This is a genomic window from Streptomyces pilosus (genome assembly GCF_014649835.1).
Classification (GTDB): Bacteria; Actinomycetota; Actinomycetes; order Streptomycetales; family Streptomycetaceae; genus Streptomyces; species Streptomyces pilosus.
Genome location: NZ_BMTU01000008.1, coordinates 216284 through 234658, shown reverse-complemented (window position 1 = coordinate 234658; position 18375 = coordinate 216284). Strand labels below are relative to the sequence as shown.

15 protein-coding genes are annotated in these 18375 nt (G+C 73.2%); 12 read left to right on the top strand and 3 right to left on the bottom strand.

Features of this window, described 5'->3' with window-relative positions:
• Positions 1 to 175: 175 nt before the first annotated feature.
• From IE118_RS21460 to gatB, 5 genes are all read left to right on the top strand, one after another.
• Positions 176 to 2428, top strand: coding sequence for a putative bifunctional diguanylate cyclase/phosphodiesterase (locus IE118_RS21460; RefSeq protein WP_189559594.1), 2253 nt, complete (start codon positions 176 to 178; stop codon positions 2426 to 2428).
• Between the two features lie 288 nt (positions 2429 to 2716).
• The gene (gene gatC / locus IE118_RS21455) at positions 2717 to 3013 is read left to right on the top strand and encodes an Asp-tRNA(Asn)/Glu-tRNA(Gln) amidotransferase subunit GatC (RefSeq protein WP_004925108.1); all 297 of its coding nucleotides are present in this window, start codon (positions 2717 to 2719) and stop codon (positions 3011 to 3013) included.
• Positions 3014 to 3019: 6 nt separating this feature from the next.
• Positions 3020 to 4516: an Asp-tRNA(Asn)/Glu-tRNA(Gln) amidotransferase subunit GatA gene (gene gatA, locus IE118_RS21450; RefSeq protein WP_189559593.1), complete on the top strand. Its 1497-nt coding sequence runs from the start codon at positions 3020 to 3022 to the stop codon at positions 4514 to 4516.
• Positions 4513 to 4752, top strand: a complete 240-nt coding sequence (locus IE118_RS21445; protein WP_189559592.1) for a hypothetical protein — start codon at positions 4513 to 4515, stop codon at positions 4750 to 4752. The genes gatA and IE118_RS21445 overlap by 4 nt, the downstream gene beginning before the upstream one ends.
• A 15-nt stretch (positions 4753 to 4767) precedes the next feature.
• Entirely contained in the window at positions 4768 to 6279 is a 1512-nt protein-coding gene (gene gatB, locus IE118_RS21440; RefSeq protein ID WP_189559591.1) for an Asp-tRNA(Asn)/Glu-tRNA(Gln) amidotransferase subunit GatB, read from the top strand.
• 77 nt (positions 6280 to 6356) lie between these two features.
• On the opposite strand, the gene IE118_RS21435 is transcribed toward gatB, so the two are convergent.
• Positions 6357 to 7163 carry an SAM-dependent methyltransferase gene (locus IE118_RS21435; protein WP_189559590.1) on the bottom strand — a complete coding sequence of 269 codons (807 nt, stop codon included), beginning with the start codon at positions 7161 to 7163 and terminating at the stop codon, positions 6357 to 6359.
• A 544-nt stretch (positions 7164 to 7707) separates the two neighbouring features.
• Here IE118_RS21435 and IE118_RS21430 point away from each other — a divergent pair.
• From IE118_RS21430 to IE118_RS21405, 6 genes are all read left to right on the top strand, one after another.
• Positions 7708 to 9954, top strand: a complete 2247-nt coding sequence (locus tag IE118_RS21430; RefSeq protein WP_189559589.1) for an MMPL family transporter — start codon at positions 7708 to 7710, stop codon at positions 9952 to 9954.
• Positions 9932 to 10504, top strand: a complete 573-nt coding sequence (locus IE118_RS21425) for a GNAT family N-acetyltransferase (protein WP_189559588.1) — start codon at positions 9932 to 9934, stop codon at positions 10502 to 10504. The genes IE118_RS21430 and IE118_RS21425 overlap by 23 nt, the downstream gene beginning before the upstream one ends.
• Before the next feature lie 35 nt (positions 10505 to 10539).
• Complete coding sequence (locus IE118_RS21420) at positions 10540 to 11103, top strand: hypothetical protein (RefSeq protein WP_189559587.1); 564 nt, start codon at positions 10540 to 10542, stop codon at positions 11101 to 11103.
• A 268-nt stretch (positions 11104 to 11371) separates the two neighbouring features.
• Positions 11372 to 11551, top strand: a complete 180-nt coding sequence (locus IE118_RS21415) for a hypothetical protein (protein ID WP_189559586.1) — start codon at positions 11372 to 11374, stop codon at positions 11549 to 11551.
• A gap of 115 nt (positions 11552 to 11666) precedes the next feature.
• Positions 11667 to 14720, top strand: coding sequence for a helix-turn-helix transcriptional regulator (locus tag IE118_RS21410; RefSeq protein ID WP_189559585.1), 3054 nt, complete (start codon positions 11667 to 11669; stop codon positions 14718 to 14720).
• A gap of 37 nt (positions 14721 to 14757) precedes the next feature.
• Positions 14758 to 14946 (top strand): DUF6191 domain-containing protein, encoded by a 189-nt coding sequence (locus IE118_RS21405; RefSeq protein WP_189559584.1) that lies wholly within the window; start codon positions 14758 to 14760, stop codon positions 14944 to 14946.
• A 15-nt stretch (positions 14947 to 14961) separates the two neighbouring features.
• Here IE118_RS21405 and IE118_RS21400 read toward each other — a convergent pair whose 3' ends face one another.
• On the bottom strand, positions 14962 to 16122 hold the full coding sequence (locus IE118_RS21400) for a PQQ-dependent sugar dehydrogenase (protein ID WP_229846886.1): 1161 nt from the start codon (positions 16120 to 16122) through the stop codon (positions 14962 to 14964).
• A 90-nt stretch (positions 16123 to 16212) separates the two neighbouring features.
• Complete coding sequence (locus IE118_RS21395) at positions 16213 to 17211, bottom strand: aldo/keto reductase (protein ID WP_189559583.1); 999 nt, start codon at positions 17209 to 17211, stop codon at positions 16213 to 16215.
• Positions 17212 to 17286: 75 nt separating this feature from the next.
• Here IE118_RS21395 and IE118_RS21390 point away from each other — a divergent pair, with 75 nt between their 5' ends.
• Positions 17287 to 18240 (top strand): 2-hydroxyacid dehydrogenase, encoded by a 954-nt coding sequence (locus IE118_RS21390; protein WP_189559582.1) that lies wholly within the window; start codon positions 17287 to 17289, stop codon positions 18238 to 18240.
• Positions 18241 to 18375: the final 135 nt, after the last annotated feature.

Sequence of the window (18375 nt, the reverse complement as noted above, 5' to 3'; positions counted from 1 at the left end):
GTGGACGCCGTCCGCGGCCTACTGTTGAGATCTGCGCCTGCCGTGCCCAGGTGCGGTCGGGGCGACCCCGCACCCGCCCAGGGTCGGGGGAAGGGCTTTCCACCGCGGAGCCGCTGAGGGTTGCCGGGCACCGGGCCGCGTGGCGTGGGCACCGCCGGCTGGGAGAGGGACGGGAATGGAACCGACCGAGAGCGCCGCTACGGGCTCACGGCTGCGCCTGCGCCGCATGACGGTCGCGTGGTGGCGCGGCCGCCGGGCCGGGCGGCCCCCGGGCCCGCCGGGGCGCACCGGCATGGGCCTCCCGGACGGGCGCCGTGCCGGACCGGCCGCCGGGCACACCCCCCGGACGTCCGCCTCCCTGTCGGCCTCGCTGTCCGGCCCGGACACCGAACGGCACCCGTCCTGGCCCGCGTTGCCCACCGCCGTCGTCGCGGCGGCCGGCTTCGTGCTCGGCGCCGGCTTCCTGCGCGCCTTCACCGGCGGACACGCGCTCTTCCCGTCCGGGACCGTCGGCTGGTCCCTGGCCGTGCTCACCGGGATCGTCGTCGGGCACCTCGTGATGCTGGGCCGCTCCCGCTGGTGGGGAGGCACCGGCTCCGGCGCCGCCCTCACCCTCGCCGTGCTCATGCTGTACGGCTGGATCGCGGCCGTACTCGTCAGCCTCACCGTCGTCGTGCTGGTCGGCGTCGCCCGGCGGGGCCGCTGGCGGCAGGGCGTGCTGCACGGCTCGGTGGACCTGCTCGGCATCGGCGCGGGCGCGCTGGTGCTGGCCGCCTTCGGCTGCGTGCCGTCCGTCGAGTCGCCGTCGACCCCCGACACCTGGACGCTGTACACCGCCCCCGGGGTGGTGCTCCTCGCCGCCGTCTACCTCGCGGTCACCCGCGGACTGCTGTGGTACCTGCACACGCCCCGCGAGGGGCTGCCGACCGTGGCCCGCAGCGCCCTGGTCCGGCAGGGGCTGGTCGCGGTCGCCCTGCTCGGCATAGCGCCCCTGGTGTGTGTCGTCGCCGACGCCAAGCCCGTGCTGCTGCCGCTGTTCTCCATCCCGCTGATCGCCCTCGACTCCACCCTGTGGATCGCCCGCGCCCGGGCCGAGGAGCAGTTGCGCGACCCGCTCACCGGGCTGCCCAACCGGCAGTGGCTGCTGGAACGCATCTGGACCGCGCTGGACGACGCGGAGCGGATCGGCGTGCGGTCGGCACTCATGCTGATCGACCTGGACCGGTTCCGGTCGGTCAACGACACGCTCGGGCATCTCGCCGGTGACCGGCTGCTGTTGCAGATCGCCGACCGGCTGAGAGCGGCGCTGCCGCGCGGGGCGGAGGCCGCGCGGCTGGGCGGTGACGAGTTCGCCGTCTTACTGCCCGTCGCCGACTCCACGACGTCCGCGACCCGCGTCGCCCGCGGCCTCGTCGCCGCCCTCAGCTCCCCGCTCGACCTCGACGGGCTCACCCTCGTCCTGGAGGCGAGCGCGGGAGTCGCGGTGTTCCCCGACCACGCGGTCGACGCGGAGGGGCTGCTGCGGCGCGCGGACGTGGCGATGTACCAGGCCAAGCGGGACCGCACGGGCGTCGAGGCGTACGAGTCCAAGCGCGACTCCAACACCCCCGACCGGCTCGGGCTGCTGGGCGATCTGCGCCGGGCGCTGGACGCCCGCGAGGTGGAACTGCACTACCAGCCCAAGGTGCGCTTCGACGGACAGGTCGCCGGACTGGAGGCGCTGGTGCGGTGGGTGCACCCGGAGCGGGGCAAGGTGCCGCCGGACGAGTTCATAGCGATCGCCGAGTCGTCCGGACTGATGCCGCACCTCACCGAGTACGTGCTGGAGACGGCGCTCGGGCAGGTCGCCGAGTGGCGCGCCCAGGGCCTCTTCGTCCCGGTGGCCGTCAACGTCTCGCCGCGTGACGTCCACTCGCCCGGCTTCGCCGGCTCCGTCGCGGCGCGGCTCGCCCGGTACGGCGTGCCGGCGGGAGCGCTCCAACTGGAGATCACCGAGCACGTGCTGCTGGAGGACCCGCAGCGCGCGGCCGACACCCTCAACGCGCTCACCGGGCACGGCGTGAAGATGTCCCTGGACGACTTCGGGACCGGGTACTCCTCGCTGGTGCACCTGCGGCGGCTGCCGGTGAGCGAGCTGAAGATCGACCGCTCGTTCGTGGCGCGGCTGGCCGTCGACACCGAAGACGCCGAGATCGTGCGGTGCACCATCGATCTCGCGCACTCCCTGGGCCTGCTCGTGGTGGCGGAGGGTGTCGAGGACGACGAGACCTGGGAGCGGCTGCGGGACCTGCGCTGCGACGCGGTGCAGGGCTGGCTGGTCGCCGCGGCGATGCCGCCCGAGGAGACGACGGCCTGGCTGCTGGCCCGCGGCTCCCGCGGCTGGGTGCGCACCGCCGCCGCGCTGCCGGCCGCGGCGACCGACGAGTGACCCGGTCCGCCCGCGGGGCGGCCGGGCGGTGCGCCGTCGGGCGGCCGTCGTCCTGATCGCCGCCGGACCGCCGCGCACGGTGCGAGCCCGCCCGCACCCACGCGAGGCGACGCGCGGGGCCGCGGCCGCCGCGGAGGCGGGACGGTGACGGCGGTCACGTCGCGGGCGGCGCCGTGACGCGCCGCGCGACACCGGGGGCGGGTCCCGGGCAAACCGTTTAACGGCCACGCCGCCCCGCCCCATAGGATTGGCCCCAAACCACACACACTCACCCCAGAGGATCGCTGCATGCCTGGCATTACGCGCGAGGAGGTCGCCCACCTCGCCCGGCTGGCGCGTCTGGAGCTGAAGCCCGAAGAGCTCGACCACTTCGCAGGCCAGCTCGACGACATCATCGGCGCGGTCGCCCGCGTCAGCGAGGTCGCCGACCAAGACGTACCGCCGACCTCGCACCCGCTCCCGCTGACGAACGTCATGCGGCCGGACGAGGTCCGTCCCTCGCTCACCCCCGAGCAGGCGCTCTCCGGCGCCCCGGCCCAGGAGCAGCAGCGTTTCAAGGTGCCGCAGATCCTGGGGGAGGAGTAACCCGCCATGAGCGATCACATCATCAGGCTCACCGCCGCCGAGACCGCCGCGAGGATCGCCTCCGGCGAGCTCACCGCCGTCGAGGTCACCGAGGCGCACCTGGCCCGCATCGAGGCCGTCGACGAGAAGGTGCACGCCTTCCTGCACGTCGACCGTGACGGCGCCCTGGCGCAGGCACGCGCCGTCGACGAGAAGCGGGAGCGCGGCGAGAAGCTCGGCCCGCTGGCCGGCGTCCCCCTCGCGCTGAAGGACATCTTCACCACCGAGGGCATCCCGACCACCGTCGGTTCCAAGATCCTCGAGGGCTGGATCCCGCCGTACGACGCGACGCTCACCAAGCGGCTCAAGGCCGCCGACGTGGTCATCCTCGGCAAGACCAACATGGACGAGTTCGCCATGGGGTCCAGCACCGAGAACAGCGCGTACGGGCCGACCGGCAACCCGTGGGACCTCACCAGGATCCCCGGAGGCTCCGGCGGCGGTTCGTCCGCCGCGCTGGCCTCCTTCCAGGCGCCGCTCGCCATCGGCACCGACACCGGCGGCTCCATCCGCCAGCCCGCCGCCGTCACCGGCACCGTCGGCGTGAAGCCGACGTACGGCGCCGTCTCCCGGTACGGCATGGTCGCCTTCTCCAGCTCCCTCGACCAGGGCGGCCCCTGCGCCCGTACGGTCCTGGACGCGGCCCTGCTGCACGAGGTGATCGCCGGACACGACCCGCTGGACTCCACCTCCATCGACGAGCCGGTCCCCGCGGTCGTCGAGGCCGCCCGCAACGGCAGCGTCGAGGGCATGCGCGTCGGCGTCGTCAAGCAGTTCCGCGGCGATGGCTACCAGGCCGGTGTCATCCAGCGCTTCGACGAGTCCGTCGCCCTGCTGAAGGACCTCGGCGCCGAGATCGTCGAGCTGGACTGCCCGTCCTTCGACCTCGCGCTGTCGGCCTACTACCTGATCGCACCCTCCGAGTGCTCCTCCAACCTCGCCCGCTTCGACGGCCTGCGCTACGGCCTGCGGACCGGCGACGACGGCTCGCACTCCGCCGAGGAGGTGACCTCGCTGACCCGCGAGGCCGGCTTCGGCGACGAGGTCAAGCGCCGCATCATGCTCGGCACCTACGCGCTCAGCTCCGGCTACTACGACGCGTACTACGGCAGCGCCCAGAAGGTCCGCACGCTGATCAAGCGGGACTTCGACAAGGCGTTCGAGCAGGTCGACGTGATCGTCTCCCCGACGACACCCACCACCGCCTTCGCGATCGGCGAGCGTGCCGACGACCCGATGGCGATGTACCTCGCCGACCTGTGCACCATCCCGACCAACCTGGCCGGCAACGCCGCCATGTCGCTGCCCTGCGGTCTCGCGCCGGAGGACAACCTGCCGGTCGGGCTCCAGATCATCGCCCCGGTCATGAAGGACGACCGCCTCTACAAGGTGGGTGCGGCCGTCGAGGCCGCCTTCGTGGAAAAGTGGGGCCACCCGCTGCTCGAGGAGGCTCCGTCGCTGTGAGTGCACTGACCAAGGCCAAGGGCTTCAAGAAGTCCAAGTCCGGCACGTACCTGTCCATGGCCGCCACGGCGTTCGGCGCGCTCGGCGTGGCCAAGCGGCTGAAGCAGGCCCGCGCCGAGAAGGACACCCTGGTCCTGATCGACGCCACCGTGTCCGCCGCCGCCATCGTCACCGGCCTCGCCATCCTCTACCGCGAGCTGAAGCGGCTGGGCGACGACGACGTCCTGCTGGGCTGAGAGGGAAGTTTCACCGTGACCACCACGACCGACCTGGTGTCGTACGAGGACGCTCTCGCGTCGTACGACCCCGTCATGGGCCTCGAGGTCCATGTCGAACTCGGCACCAAGACCAAGATGTTCTGCGGGTGCTCGACCGAGCTGGGCGCCGCCGCCAACGCGCAGACCTGTCCCGTCTGCCTCGGCCTGCCCGGCGCCCTCCCGGTCGTCAACGCGATCGGCGTCGAGTCCGCGATCAAGATCGGTCTCGCGCTGAACTGCGAGATCGCCGAATGGTGCCGCTTCGCCCGGAAGAACTACTTCTATCCGGACATGCCGAAGAACTTCCAGACCTCCCAGTACGACGAGCCGATCGCCTTCGACGGCTACCTCGACGTGCAGCTGGAGGACGGCGAGACCTTCCGCGTGGAGATCGAGCGCGCCCACATGGAGGAGGACACCGGGAAGTCCACGCACGTGGGCGGTGCCACCGGGCGCATCCACGGCGCCTCCCACTCGCTGCTCGACTACAACCGCGCGGGCATTCCGCTCATCGAGATCGTCACCAAGCCGATCACCGGTGCCGGCGAGCGCGCCCCCGAGGTCGCGCGGGCCTACGTCCGTGAGCTGCGCGAGCTCATCCGGGCGCTCGGCGTGTCCGAGGCCCGCATGGAGATGGGCCAGATGCGCTGCGACGTGAACCTGTCGCTGCGCCCGCACGGCCGGGAGAAGTTCGGCACCCGCTCGGAGACGAAGAACGTCAACTCGCTCCGCTCGGTGGAGCGCGCCGCCCGCTTCGAGATCCAGCGGCACGCCGCCGTGCTGAACGACGGCGGGACGATCATCCAGGAGACCCGGCACTTCCACGAGGACACGGGGTCCACGACTTCGGGCCGGGTGAAGGAGGAGGCCGAGGACTACCGGTACTTCCCCGAGCCCGACCTGGTTCCCGTGGCGCCCTCGCGCGAGTGGGTCGAGAAGCTGCGGGCGGAGCTGCCCGAGCTGCCGCTGGTGCGCCGCAGCCGGCTCCGCGAGGAGTGGGGGATCTCCGGCACCGACATGCAGGCCATCCTCAACGCCGGTGCCCTGGACTCGATCGTCGCCACGATCGACGCCGGCGCCGACGCCGCTTCCGCCCGCAAGTGGTGGATGGGTGAGCTGGCCCGCGCCGCCAACGAGTCCGGCACGGCGCTCGACGAACTGGCGATCACCCCGGCGCAGGTCGCCCGGGTCACCGAGCTGGTGAACGCCGGCGACCTCAACGACAAGCTGGCCCGCCAGGTCATCGAGGGTGTCCTCGCGGGTGAGGGCACCCCGGACGAGGTCGTCGACCGGCGCGGTCTGAAGGTCGTGTCCGACGAGGGTGCGCTCACCACGGCCGTGGAGGAGGCCATCGCCGGCAACCCGGCCATCGCGGACAAGATCCGCGGCGGCAAGGTCGCCGCGGCCGGCGCGCTGGTCGGCGCCGTCATGAAGGCCACGCGCGGGCAGGCCGACGCGGCCCGGGTGAAGGAGCTGATCCTCCAGAAGCTGGGCGTCGAGGGCTGAGGTCCCGGCAGTACGCGAGAGGGGACGCACCGGGACCGGTGCGTCCCCTCCGTCATGCGGTCAGTGCCGGTGCGCGGTCAGGTGCGGCGGCCGACCACGCGGGCGAAGCCGAGGGTGCGGCCCCGGTCCGCGCGCAGCAGCGCCGCGTTCTCCCGGCTCATCCGCACGGGGAACTCCTCCGTGCTGATCGCGGCGACGGCGTCGCACCACAGCAGCCACTCCTGCCAGCCGTCCCGCAGCCAGTCGGCCGTCTCGACCTGCACGGCCCCGCTGCGGGTCCAGTGGCGGCTCCACCAGGCGGGGGAGTGGAAGCACCAGAACGCCGGCTCCCAGAAGGGCGCCAGGTGCTCCGGCGGTTCGGTGCCGGCGATCTCCTCGTGGATCGCCGGGACGACCACACCGATCCGCCCGCCGGGCTTCAGCAGGCGGGTCAGCGTCGGCAGGTAGAGATCGTCGGTACCGAAGTACTGGTAGGCGTCGATCGAGACGATCGCGTCGAAGCTCTCCTCCCCGAAGGGCAGGTCGTGCGCCTCGGCGTGCACCGGCAGTACCCGGTCGGCGACGCCCGCCCCGGTGATCCGGCGCTGGTTCTCCTCCGGCCTGATCCACAGATCGGCCGCGGTGACCTGGAGGTCGTACTCCCTGGCGAGGAAGACCGACGTCATGGCGCGTCCGCAGCCCAGGTCGAGCACGCGCGCGCCGGGGCGCAGGGTGTCGAGGCCCAGGGCCGGGGCGAGCCACTCCAGCAGCCACAGCGCGTGCGGGCCCATGGCGTTGTCGACGGTCCAGCGCACGTCGTACGTGGCGCTGCGGGGGTACCGGGGGAGGGCGAGGCGGCTAGCGAGGTCGTCGGGCGGGGTGGTGTCGTTGGTGATGTCCGACATGGGTGAACGGGCTCCTTGAGGCCGTGAAGAGGGAACAGGTCGCGTCGGAAAGGGGACGGACAAGCATCAAAGCACCTGCTTCGGCCGGCGGCGGTCTGCCGCGGAACGTCGGACCGGTGGACGCTAACAGCAGGCGGGGGGCACCCGCATCCGGGTTTACCGGCCCGAGGCTCCGCGCTCCCGCGCCATGAGCGGACGAGCCGGTTCCGACCTGCTCGCGGGGCCCCCGAGGGCCCCCTCCCCGCGGCCCCGCGCCTCACGGACGCGTACCTCACGGACCCCCACCCAGCGGTCGACCCGCACCCTGACGGGACCCACGGCACGGGTCACGCGCCGTCGGTCGCGGGAGCGCCGGTCATGGCGCCGGGGGACCGGCCCGACCCACCGGTGCGCCGAATGTGAGTTAGTCCACGAAAGCGACAAACGATCACTTTCTCCTGCAACAGTGGCAGGGCATTGCTCATGCGTTCTTTGCGGGTTGTTCGGTCATCGCACCACTGTTCCCGGTCAAAGATCCACACCGAGTCACTCCGGGAGCACATTCGTGGCAGCCCTCGCACGCTGGTGTGTCCAACGCCGTCTCATACCCGTCCTGCTGTGGCTCCTCGCCCTCGGCGGGGTCGCGGCAGGGGCCTTCGCCTCCGGTTCCGCCTACTCCAACGACTACAAGGTGCCGGGCACCGAGTCGGGCCGGGCCGCCGAACTGCTGCACGAGGGCTTCCCCGATCTCGGCGGCGACAGCGACAACGTGGTCTGGCACACCTCGTCCGGCAGCGTCCGGGACAGCGGCGTCGAGCAGACCATGACCCGCACCCTGGACCGCATCGAGCAGCTGCCCGGCGTGGCCGCCGTGAGCGGCCCCTACGACGACGGGGGCGCGGGACGCGTCAGCCAGGACGGCCGCACCGCCTACGCCACGGTCACCTTCGACGACCAGGCCAAGGACATCGACGCGGGCGAGGCCGCCGCCGTGGTGAAGACCGCCAAGGCCGCCGAGGCCGACGGGCTCCAGGTCGAGCTGAGCGGCGGCACCGTCGAGCTCAGCGAGGCCACCGGCGGGCACACCGCCGAGATCGTCGGCGTGCTGGTCGCCGCCGTCGTCCTCTTCGTCGCCTTCGGCTCGCCCGCCGCCGCACTGCTGCCCATCGCCACCGCCCTGGTCAGTGTCGGCACCGCCTACGCGGGGATCGTGCTGCTCGGTCACGTCATGACCGTCGCCGACTTCGCGCCGATGCTCGGCATGCTGATCGGGCTCGGTGTGGGCATCGACTACGCCCTGTTCATCGTCACCCGGCACCGGCGCGGACTGAAGCGCGGCCTCACCGTCACCGAGGCCGCCGGCAACGCCGTGGCCACCACCGGACGGGCGGTCGTCTTCGCGGGTGCGACCGTCTGCATCGCCCTGCTGGGCATGCTGATCCTGCAGCTGAACTTCCTCAACGGCGTCGCCATAGCCGCCGCGCTCACCGTGGTGCTCACCGTCGCCGCCTCCGTCACGCTGCTCCCCGCCCTGCTGTCGTTCATCGGCATGCGCGCGCTCAGCCGCCGGGAGCGGCGCCGGCTGGCCGAACACGGACCCGAGCCGGAGCTGCCGACCGGCTTCGCCGCCCGCTGGTCGGCGTTCGTGGAGCGCCACCCGAAGCTGCTCGGCGCGGTGGCCGTCGTCGTCATGGCCGTCCTCACCCTGCCCACCCTCTCGCTGCACCTGGGCACCTCCGACCAGGGCAACGACCCCAAGACGTCCACCACCCGGCAGGCCTACGACCTCCTCGCCGACGGCTTCGGACCCGGGGTGAACGGCCCGCTCACCCTCGTCACCGAGGTCGACGACGCCGGGGACCGGCTCGCGCTGGACAACCTCGGCACCACCCTGCGCGACACCGACGGGGTCGCGTCCGTGTCACCGGCCGCCTACGGCCGGGGCGGCGACATCGCCCACCTCACCGTCGTCCCGGACTCCTCCCCCCAGTCCGAGCAGACCAGTGACCTCGTCGACCGGCTGCGCTCCGACGTGCTGCCCCGGGCGGAGTCGGGCACCTCGCTCGATCTGCACGTCGGCGGTGTGACGGCCGGCTACGACGACTTCGCCGACGTCATCGTCTCCAAGCTGCCCCTCTTCGTCGGCGTCGTCATCGGCCTGGGCTGTCTGCTGCTCCTGGTGGGCTTCCGCTCGCTCGCCATCCCGCTCAAGGCCGCCGCGATGAACGTGGCCGCCGTCGCCGCCACGTTCGGTGTCGTCGTCGCGATCTTCCAGTGGGGCTGGGGCAGCGAGCTGCTCGGCCTCGGCTCGGGAGGACCGATCGAGCCCTTCCTGCCGGTGATCATGGTCTCCGTGCTCTTCGGGCTTTCCATGGACTACCAGGTCTTCCTGGTGAGCCGGATGCACGAGGAGTGGCTGGAGACCGGGGACAACCGGCGCGCCGTCCGCGTCGGCCTCGCCGAGACCAGCCGGGTGATCAACTCCGCCGCGGTGATCATGATCTCGGTGTTCCTCGCCTTCGTCCTCACCGGCGACCGCGTGATCGCCATGTTCGGCATCGCGCTGGCCGTGGCCGTCGCCCTCGACGCCTTCGTCCTGCGCACGCTGCTCGTCCCGGCGCTGATGCACCTCCTGGGAGGCGCCAACTGGTGGCTGCCGCGCCGGCTGGACCGCGTCCTGCCGCGGATCAGCATCGAGCCGCCCGAGGCCCGTGCCGCCCATGAGAGGCTGGCCGCCGCCACGGACGCCGAGGTGGCGTGCGTGCTGGCCGAGGAGGAGCGACAGCGGGATGTACGCGATACGACTGGGTGACGACGGAGCCGAACTGCGTCCGCTGGAACCGTGGCACGCGGAGGAGTTCCTCGCCCACCTGGACCGGGGCCGGGACTTCATCAACCGGTACGTCCCCTTCGGCTCCCGGGCCACGGACGTGGCCGGCGCCCGTGAGGTGCTCCAGCGGTACGCCGACTGGCGGGCCGCCGACACGGCCTCCCTGCACGGGCTGTGGCTGGACGGCACGCTCGTGGGCGGGGTGCTCACCCTGAACTTCGACGCCGCGAACGGCACCTGCGAGGTCGGCTGCTGGCTGGAGCCCGCCGCCACCGGCCGCGGGCTGGTCACCATGGCGATGCGGGTGCTCATCGACTGGGCGGTCGGGCAGCGCGGGATCCACCGGGTCGAATGGGTCGCCGCGGCCGGCAACGTGCCGAGCGTCGCCGTGGCCCGCCGGCTCGGTATGACCCGCGACGGGGTCCGCCGTGAGGCCCACCTCCACCACGGGGTGCGCCACGACCTGGAGGTGTGGTCGGTGCTGGCCCCGGAATGGCGCGCGCACCGCGCTCACCCGCACGCCGGTCGTTAAGCGGACTCTCAGAGAGCCTCCGTACGGTGCGGAGCATGGGAACCAGGACAGCGGACGGAACCGGAGCCGCGGCCGAGCGGGACGAGACGGCGGTGGACGCCACGGAGACCGACGGCGCCACGGAAAAGGAGACGGGCCCCGCCACGGAGCCGGAGGCGGAGCCGGAAGCCGAGCCGGTCGCGACGGGAGCGGGCGAGGGCCCGTCGGGGGTCGGGCAGGGAGCCGCCGCCGTCGTCTCGGCGGCGCTGGGCCTCGTCTCCCTCACCGGCAGCTGGCTGGGCACCGTCGCCGCCGCCCGCGAGACCCTCGTGGGCCAGCTGGAAGTGACGGCGGACGCCGGCGTCGCCACCCAGGTCGAGGAGATGTACGGCGACGCCTGGAACACCAGCGCGATGTGGGGCGGCGTCTTCGCGCTGACCGCGCTGGTCGTCGGCGCCCTCGTGCTCGCCAGGCCCGCCTTCGGGGCGCCCGCCCGGGCCGTGCAGGCGCCCTGGATCAAGTCGGTCGCCTGGGCGGGTGTCACGCTCGGTGTGATCGGCCTGCTGCTGGCGGTCCTCAAGTACACCGGCGTACTGCTCGGGCTGCCCGACGCCGGGTGAGCCGGAGCGGGTCCCGAGGGGTCTCCGGGTGACCGGGGCCCCTCTTCGCGCGCCGGGGCCGGAGCGGGGACGATCGGCGGGCGAGGGGGCCTGAGGAGCCCCGGTGTGAGGGAGCCTAAGGCCCCCCGGCGGCACCACCCGGAGCCTTCTAAGGCCCCGCGTCCGCCGAAGATACGGAACCTTCCCGATGTGGCCGTACCGCCTCACGGACGAAGGTGGAGGCGTCGCAGAGAGCGACACCGACACCACCGTTCCAGGGGGCCATACCATGTTCGAGTACGCACTCCACAGCCTGCGCCACGACGAGCTCGTCGCCCGGGCCGAGCACGAGCGCCTGGTCCGGGAGGCGAACCGCCTCCGCCGTGCCGCCCGCCGTGAAGCCGCCGCACGCACCACCGAGGCCGAGAGCCATAGCCACCGCCGGCGCCGGTTCGCCCGGGCCGCCTGACCCGCGGACGGCGGCCGCACGGGGGTCGGCCGCCGTCCCCCACCCCGCACCGGGCGGAGGTGGGGCACCGCCTCCGGAGGCGAAAAACAGTGCTCGGCGGTCGGAGGTGCGTGCGATGCTCGGGGGCGTGGAGACCAGGTCCGTCAGTCCCGTGTTCGTAGGCCGCGTCAGCGAGTTCGACACGCTGAACGACGCGCTCGCCCGCGCCGACGCCGGTGAGCCGCAGGCGCTGCTGGTCGGCGGCGAGGCCGGCGTCGGCAAGAGCCGTCTCCTCGAGGAGTTCGCCGCCGCCGCCCGCCGCCGGGGAGCGACCGTCGCGCTCGGCGGCTGCGTCGAGATCGGCGCCGACGGACTGCCCTTCGCCCCCTTCTCCACCGCGCTGCGCCACCTCCGCCGCGAACTGCCGGACCAACTCGCCGCCGCCTCCTCCGGTCAGGAGGAGGAACTCGCCCGGCTGCTGCCCGAACTCGGCGCCGGCGCCCGCGAGCCCCGCCGCGACGAACAGGGCGTGGCCCGCCTCTTCGAACTCACCGCCCGCCTGCTGGAGCGCGTCGCCGCCGACCACACCGTCGTCCTCGCCCTGGAGGACCTGCACTGGGCCGACGCCTCCACCCGCCACCTGCTCACCTACCTGTTCCGCACCCTGCGCACCGGCCGCCTCCTCGTCCTCGCCACCTACCGCAGCGACGACATCCACCGCCGCCACCCGCTGCGCCCCCTCCTCGCCGAACTCGACCGGCTCCGCACGGTGCGGCGCGTCGAACTCGGCCGCTTCAACCGCGACGAGGTCCACCGGCAGATCGCCGGCATCATCGACCGGGAACCCGACCCCCAACGCGTCGACGACATCTTCGGCCGCTCCGACGGCAACGCCTTCTTCGTCGAGGAACTCGCCGTCGCCGCCGACGAGGGCTGCTGCGCCGGCCTCACCGACTCCCTGCGCGACCTGCTCCTGGTCCGTGTCGAAAGCCTCCCGGAAAGCGCCCAGTCGGTCGCCCGGATCGTCGCCGAGGGCGGCTCCACCGTCGAGGACCGGCTGCTGGCCGCCGTCGCCCGGCTCACCGAGGACGACCTCATCGAGGCCCTGCGGGCCGCCGTCAACGCCGGCATCCTCTCCCCGGCACCCGAGCGCGACGGCTACCGCTTCCGCCACTCCCTGGTCCGCGAGGCCGTCAGCGACGACCTGCTGCCCGGTGAACGCTCCCGTCTCCACCGCCGTTACGCCGAGGCGCTGGAGGCCGATCCCACCCTCGTCCCCGCCGACGAGCGGGTGACCCGCCTGGCCAGCTACTGGTACCACGCCCACGACGCCGCCAAGGCCCTGCCCGCCGTCCTCGACGCCTCCGTCGAGGCCCGCAGACGCCACGCCTACTCCGAGCAACTGCGCCTGCTGGAGCGGGCCATGGACCTGTGGGACGCCGTCCCCGACGACGTACGGGCCACCCTGCGCCCCCTCGACTACGCCGAGGCCTACCCTCCCTGCGGCTGCGACCCCGCGACCACACCGCTGCGCTACCTCGACCTGATGGCCGAAGCCGCCGTCGCCGGCCGCCTCTCCGGCGAGCGCGAACGCTCACTGAAGATCACCAAGAGGGCGCTGCGCCTCCTCGACGAGGAGCACGACCCCCTGCGCGCCGCCTGGTTCTGGGAGCAGCGCTCACGGCTCACCCAGGCCCTCGCCCGCGGCGACGGCTGGGCCGAACTCGGCACCGCGCAGGACCTGGTGCGCGGACTCCCGCCCTCCGAGGTGCACGCCGAGGTCCTCGCCTCCGCGGCCGGCTGGTCGATGCTGCACCGGCCCGGACCGGATGCCATGGCCGCCGCCGAGAGCGCCGTCGAGTACGCGCGCATGGTCGGCGCGCACGACATCGAGCTCAACGCCCGGCTCACCCTCGGCGGCCTCATGGTGGACGCCGGTGACATCGAGACGGGGCTCGCCGAGATGTACGAGGTCAAGGAACGGGCCACCGAACTGGGCGTGGACCTGGTGGTCGCCCGCGCCCACGTGAACCTCCCGTCCGTCCTGGAGGGCATCGGCCGCTCCGAGGAGGCCGCGCACCTCCTCCGGGAAGGGGTTCACATCACCCGCAGACTCGGGCTGCTGGACTCCGAGGGCTGGGTGTGGGGCAACCTCGCCGAGTCCCTGCACTCCCTCGGCCGCTGGGACGAGGCGGCGCAGGCCGCGGCCAACGCCCAGCGCCTGGAGCAGAGCGCCAAACCACGCACCGGCGGCTCGATCCGCCTGGCGTGCCTCGCGTACGACCGGGGCGATCCGGCCGAGGCGGCCCGCCGTCTCGCCGACGCCCGCTCCTTCTTCGGCACCCACGACCCGATGCCGCAGTACGCCCTCCCCATGCGGACGGTCGCCATCGGTGTCGCCGCCGCCGAGGGACGCCTCCCGGACGCCCGCGCCGAACTGCTCGCCGCCCTCGACACCGGGCTCCCGCCCGGCACCCAGCGCTACGGCTGGCCCCTGCTGCTCGCCGCCACGACCGCGGAGGCGGACGCCCACGGGGAGGCGGAGACGGAGCCCGGCAGACCGGAGGTCCTCCGGCGGATCCGCCAGGCCGCCAAGTCCCTGGCGACCTCGGTGCCCGTGTGGCGGTCCTTCGACCAGTGGCTGCGAGCCGAGCTGGCGCGCGCCGAAGGACGGTTCGCGCCGGACGAGTGGTCCGCGGTCGTCGAGGCGGTGGAGCCGCTGGGGCGCCCCTACGACCTCGCCCGCGTGCGGTACCGGCTCGCCGAGGCGCTGCTCGCCTCCGGCGCGGGCGACGACGAGCGCGCCCGCGCCACGGAACTGCTGCGGCTGGTCGACGCCGTCGCCGGCCACCTCGGCGCCGCGCCGCTGGCCCGCTCCGCCACCCGGCTGGCGCAACGCGCGCGTCTGGCCCTGGCGCCCGCCGTCCGGGAGGCGGACCGGGGACCCGCCGACCCGGTGGAGGAGCTCGGCCTCACCAGCCGGGAGCGCGACGTGCTGCGCCTGGTGGCCGCCGGTCACACCAACCGCCGGATCGCCGAGGAACTGTTCATCTCCCCGAAGACGGCCAGCGTCCACGTCTCCAACATCCTCGCCAAGATGGGCGTGTCCGGCAGGGGCGAGGCTGCGGCGGTGGCCCACCGGCTGGGCCTGTTCCCCGCGCAGGCCGGGGAACGGCTGGCGGCGCGATGACGGCCGGACGACGCGAGCGGCCCCGGGAAGGGGAGCGATGTTCAACGCCTTCGAGGACCTGTTCGCCCCGGGCCGCGAACACACCCGTGACGAACGGAACCGCTTGGAACCGACCCGGGAGGACGTCGGCGACACCGACCCCGGCCGCGGGCCGACAGACCTCGCGTCCGGCAAGGTCACGGTCCGGTCGGCGACGCCACCGCGGGAGGAACCGGAGGGCGGGTGACCGCCGGCCGGCCCGCTAGCTCACCCGGAGCTCCAGGACGCGGTCGTCGCCCTCCCCCGGGTCGCGCCTGCCGTCGGTGTTGCTGGTGACCAGCCACAGCCTGTCGTCGCCCGCCGCGACCACCGTGCGCAGCCGGCCGTACTCGCCCTCCAGGAAGGCCTGCGGGTCCGCCGAGGCCTCGGTGCCGTTCAGCGGGATCCGCCACAGGCGCTCGCCGCGCAGGCCCGCCATCCACACCGAGCCCTCGGCGTGGGCGATGCCGCTGGGCGAGGCGTCCTCCGGCGCGAACTGATCGACCGGATCGTGGAACTCGCCGTCGGAGTCGCCCTCCGCCTCCGGCCACCCGTAGTTGTCACCCGGCTTGATCGCGTTCAGCTCGTCCCAGGTGTTCTGGCCGAACTCCGAGGCGAACAGCCGCTGTTCGCCGTCCCAGGCCAGACCCTGCACATTGCGGTGCCCGTAGGTGTACACGGCGGAGCCGGGGAACGGGTTGCCCGGGGCCGGCTCACCCTCCGTGGTCAGCCGCAGGATCTTGCCGCCGAGGGACTCCTTGTCCTGCGACAGGCCGGTGTCCCCGCTCTCGCCCGTGCCCACGTACAGCATCCTGTCCGGGCCGAAGGCGATCCGGCCGCCGTTGTGCACCCCGCCCTTGGGGATGCCGCGGAACACCGTGTCCGGCGCCCCCAGCTGCTCCCCGGCCGGCTTCTTCTCGTCGTGGACCAGACGGACGACGCGGTTGTCGGAGGCGGAGGTGAAGTAGGCGTAGATCATGCGGTCCGAGGCGTACTCGGGGGAGAGGGCGATACCCAGCAGGCCGCCCTCCCCGGATGGCGACACCCCCTGCACCTCGCCCAGTTCGGTCTTCCGGCCGGTCCTGCCGTCGATCCGGGTGATCGTCGCCTCGTCCCGGGAGGACACCAGGAGGTCGCCGCCCGGGAGGGGTGCCAGCCCCCAGGGGCTCTTCAGGCCCGTCGCGACCGTGCGGAGCACCTTCACCGAGCCCTTCGCGGGCGGGGTCTCCTCCCCGGTCCGCTCCGGGGCCGACGCACGTGCCGAGGTGTCACTCGGGGAGGCGGTGCCGTCCTTGCCCGCTGCCGCTCCGTCGTCGGAGGAGCAGCCGGCGGTCAGCAGGAGGGCGGCGGCGGCCAGTACGGCCGGCACGGCTCGGTGTCGCACGATGGTGTCCCTTCGACGCGGCGGGTTCTCCCTGTCATACACCGCTCGCGCCTCCCAGGTTCCCGATCGCCCGGTCCCGAACCCCGGGACTCAGTCCCACGACCCCTGGGCCGGGGGCAGTCCCGCGATCTCGGCGAGGTCCTCCTCCGTGAGGCGCAGGCCCGCCGCCGCCGCGTTCTCGGTGACCCACCGTTCCCGCTTGGCGCCCGGCACCGGGACGACCTGCTCACCCCGGCCCAGCACCCAGGCCAGGGCCACCTGCGCCGGGGTGACCCGCTCGCCGTGGCGGCGGGCGACGCGGCGCAGCCCGGCCACGATCGGCTGGTTCGCGGCCATCATCTCGGCCGTGAAGCGGGGGTGCCGGGCACGCAGGTCGTCCGCCTCGAAGCCCACGCCCGGCGTCAGCGTCCCGGTCAGGAAGCCGTTGCCGAGCGGCATCGCGGCGAGGAAGCCGATCCCGCGCGACCGGCACCACGGCAGCAGCGTCTCCAGGGCCTCGGGCGACCACACGGACAGTTCCGCCTCCACCGCGCTCACCGGGAAGACCTGCTGCACCCGCTCCAACTGCCGCACCGTCGCGTCGTGCAGCTGCGCCCCCGCCCGCCGGGACGAGCGCGCCCCGACCGCGCACAGCCCCAGCGCCCGGACCTTTCCCGCCTGGACGAGTTCGGCCATCGCACCCCAGGTCTCCTCGACCGGGACCTCCGGATCGGCGCGGTGCAACTGGTAGAGGTCGATGACGTCGGTCTGCAGCCGGCGCAGTGACGCGTCGCAGGCCCTCCTGACATATCCGGGACGGCCGTTGGCCACGACGTGCTGGTCGCCCACCAGCAGGCCGACCTTCGTCGACACGAACGCGTCACCGCGCCGCTCCCTCAACACCCGCCCCAGCAGCAGCTCGTTGGTGAACGGGCCGTACATGTCGGCCGTGTCGAGGAGGGTCGAGCCCGCGTCCAGCGCCCGGTGCACCGCCCTGAGCGACTCCTCGCCGCGCTGCCGGGACGAGCTGTAGCCCCAGCTCATCGGCATGCACCCGAGTCCTACCGCCCCCACCGCGAGCGCCGCCGCGCCGATAGTCCTGCGCTCCACCTGCTCGTGACCCTCCCTCTCCGGGACCCCAACCTAACCTCTGCCGCACTTGGCTCCTGAACTAGCCTCCCGACCATGACTGCTGCTGACGTTTGGCTCCCCATCCCGCCCGACGAGATCGACGGGCTCCCCGAGGGCCCGCGCTACCGCTTCTGGGACGGCGCCGAGGAGTTCCCCGCCGATCCGGCCGACTGCGGCTTCTACGTCGTGCCGTACATGAAGCCCGCCGGGGTGGGTGTGCGGCCGCTGCCGCTGATGCGTTCCGTGCGGGTCGTGCAGACCCTGTCGGCCGGCACCGACCACGTCGAACCGGGGCTGCGGGACCTGCCCCCGGGCGTGCGGCTGTGCAACGCGCGCGGAGTGCACGAGGCCAGCACCGCCGAGCTCGCCCTCGCGCTGATTTTGGCCTCCCTGCGGGGCATCCCCGGCTTCGTGCGGGCGCAGGACAGAGGGGAGTGGCGCGGCGGGTTCCGGCCCGCGCTCGCCGACAGGACCGTCCTCATCGTCGGGTACGGATCGATCGGGGCGGCGATCGAGGACCGGCTCGTTCCGTTCGAGCTCGCGCGGGTGGCGCGCGTCGCGCGCTCCGCCCGCGCCACGGAGCGCGGGCCGGTGCACCCGCTCACCGAACTGCCCGCGCTGCTCCCGGAGGCGGACGTCGTCGTCCTCTCCACCCCGCTGACGGAGACCACCCGGCACCTCGTGGACGCCGGTTTCCTGGCCCGGATGAAGGACGGCGCCCTGCTCGTGAACGTGGCCCGCGGCGGCGTCGTCGACACCAAGGCGCTGCTGACCGAGCTGGAGAGCGGACGCATCACCGCGGCCCTCGACGTCACGGATCCGGAACCGCTTCCCTCGGATCATCCCTTGTGGCGGGCTCCGGGCGTGCTCGTCACCCCGCACGTCGGCGGACCCACGTCCGCCTTCCTGCCGCGCGCCGAGCGGCTGCTGCGGGACCAGTTGCGCCGCTACGTGAACCAGGAGGAGCCCGGCAACGTGGTCCTGGTGACGGGAGCGGAGGCCCTGTAGTCCGCTTCGGGTACCGTCCGCGTTTTCCCCGGCGCGGTGGGTACTCATACATCTGTTGATCGTTACGGAGCGTAGAGAACCTATGTCCCTGAGTGACGAGACTGGTGTATCGTCCCGACAGGGGCTGCGCCGCTG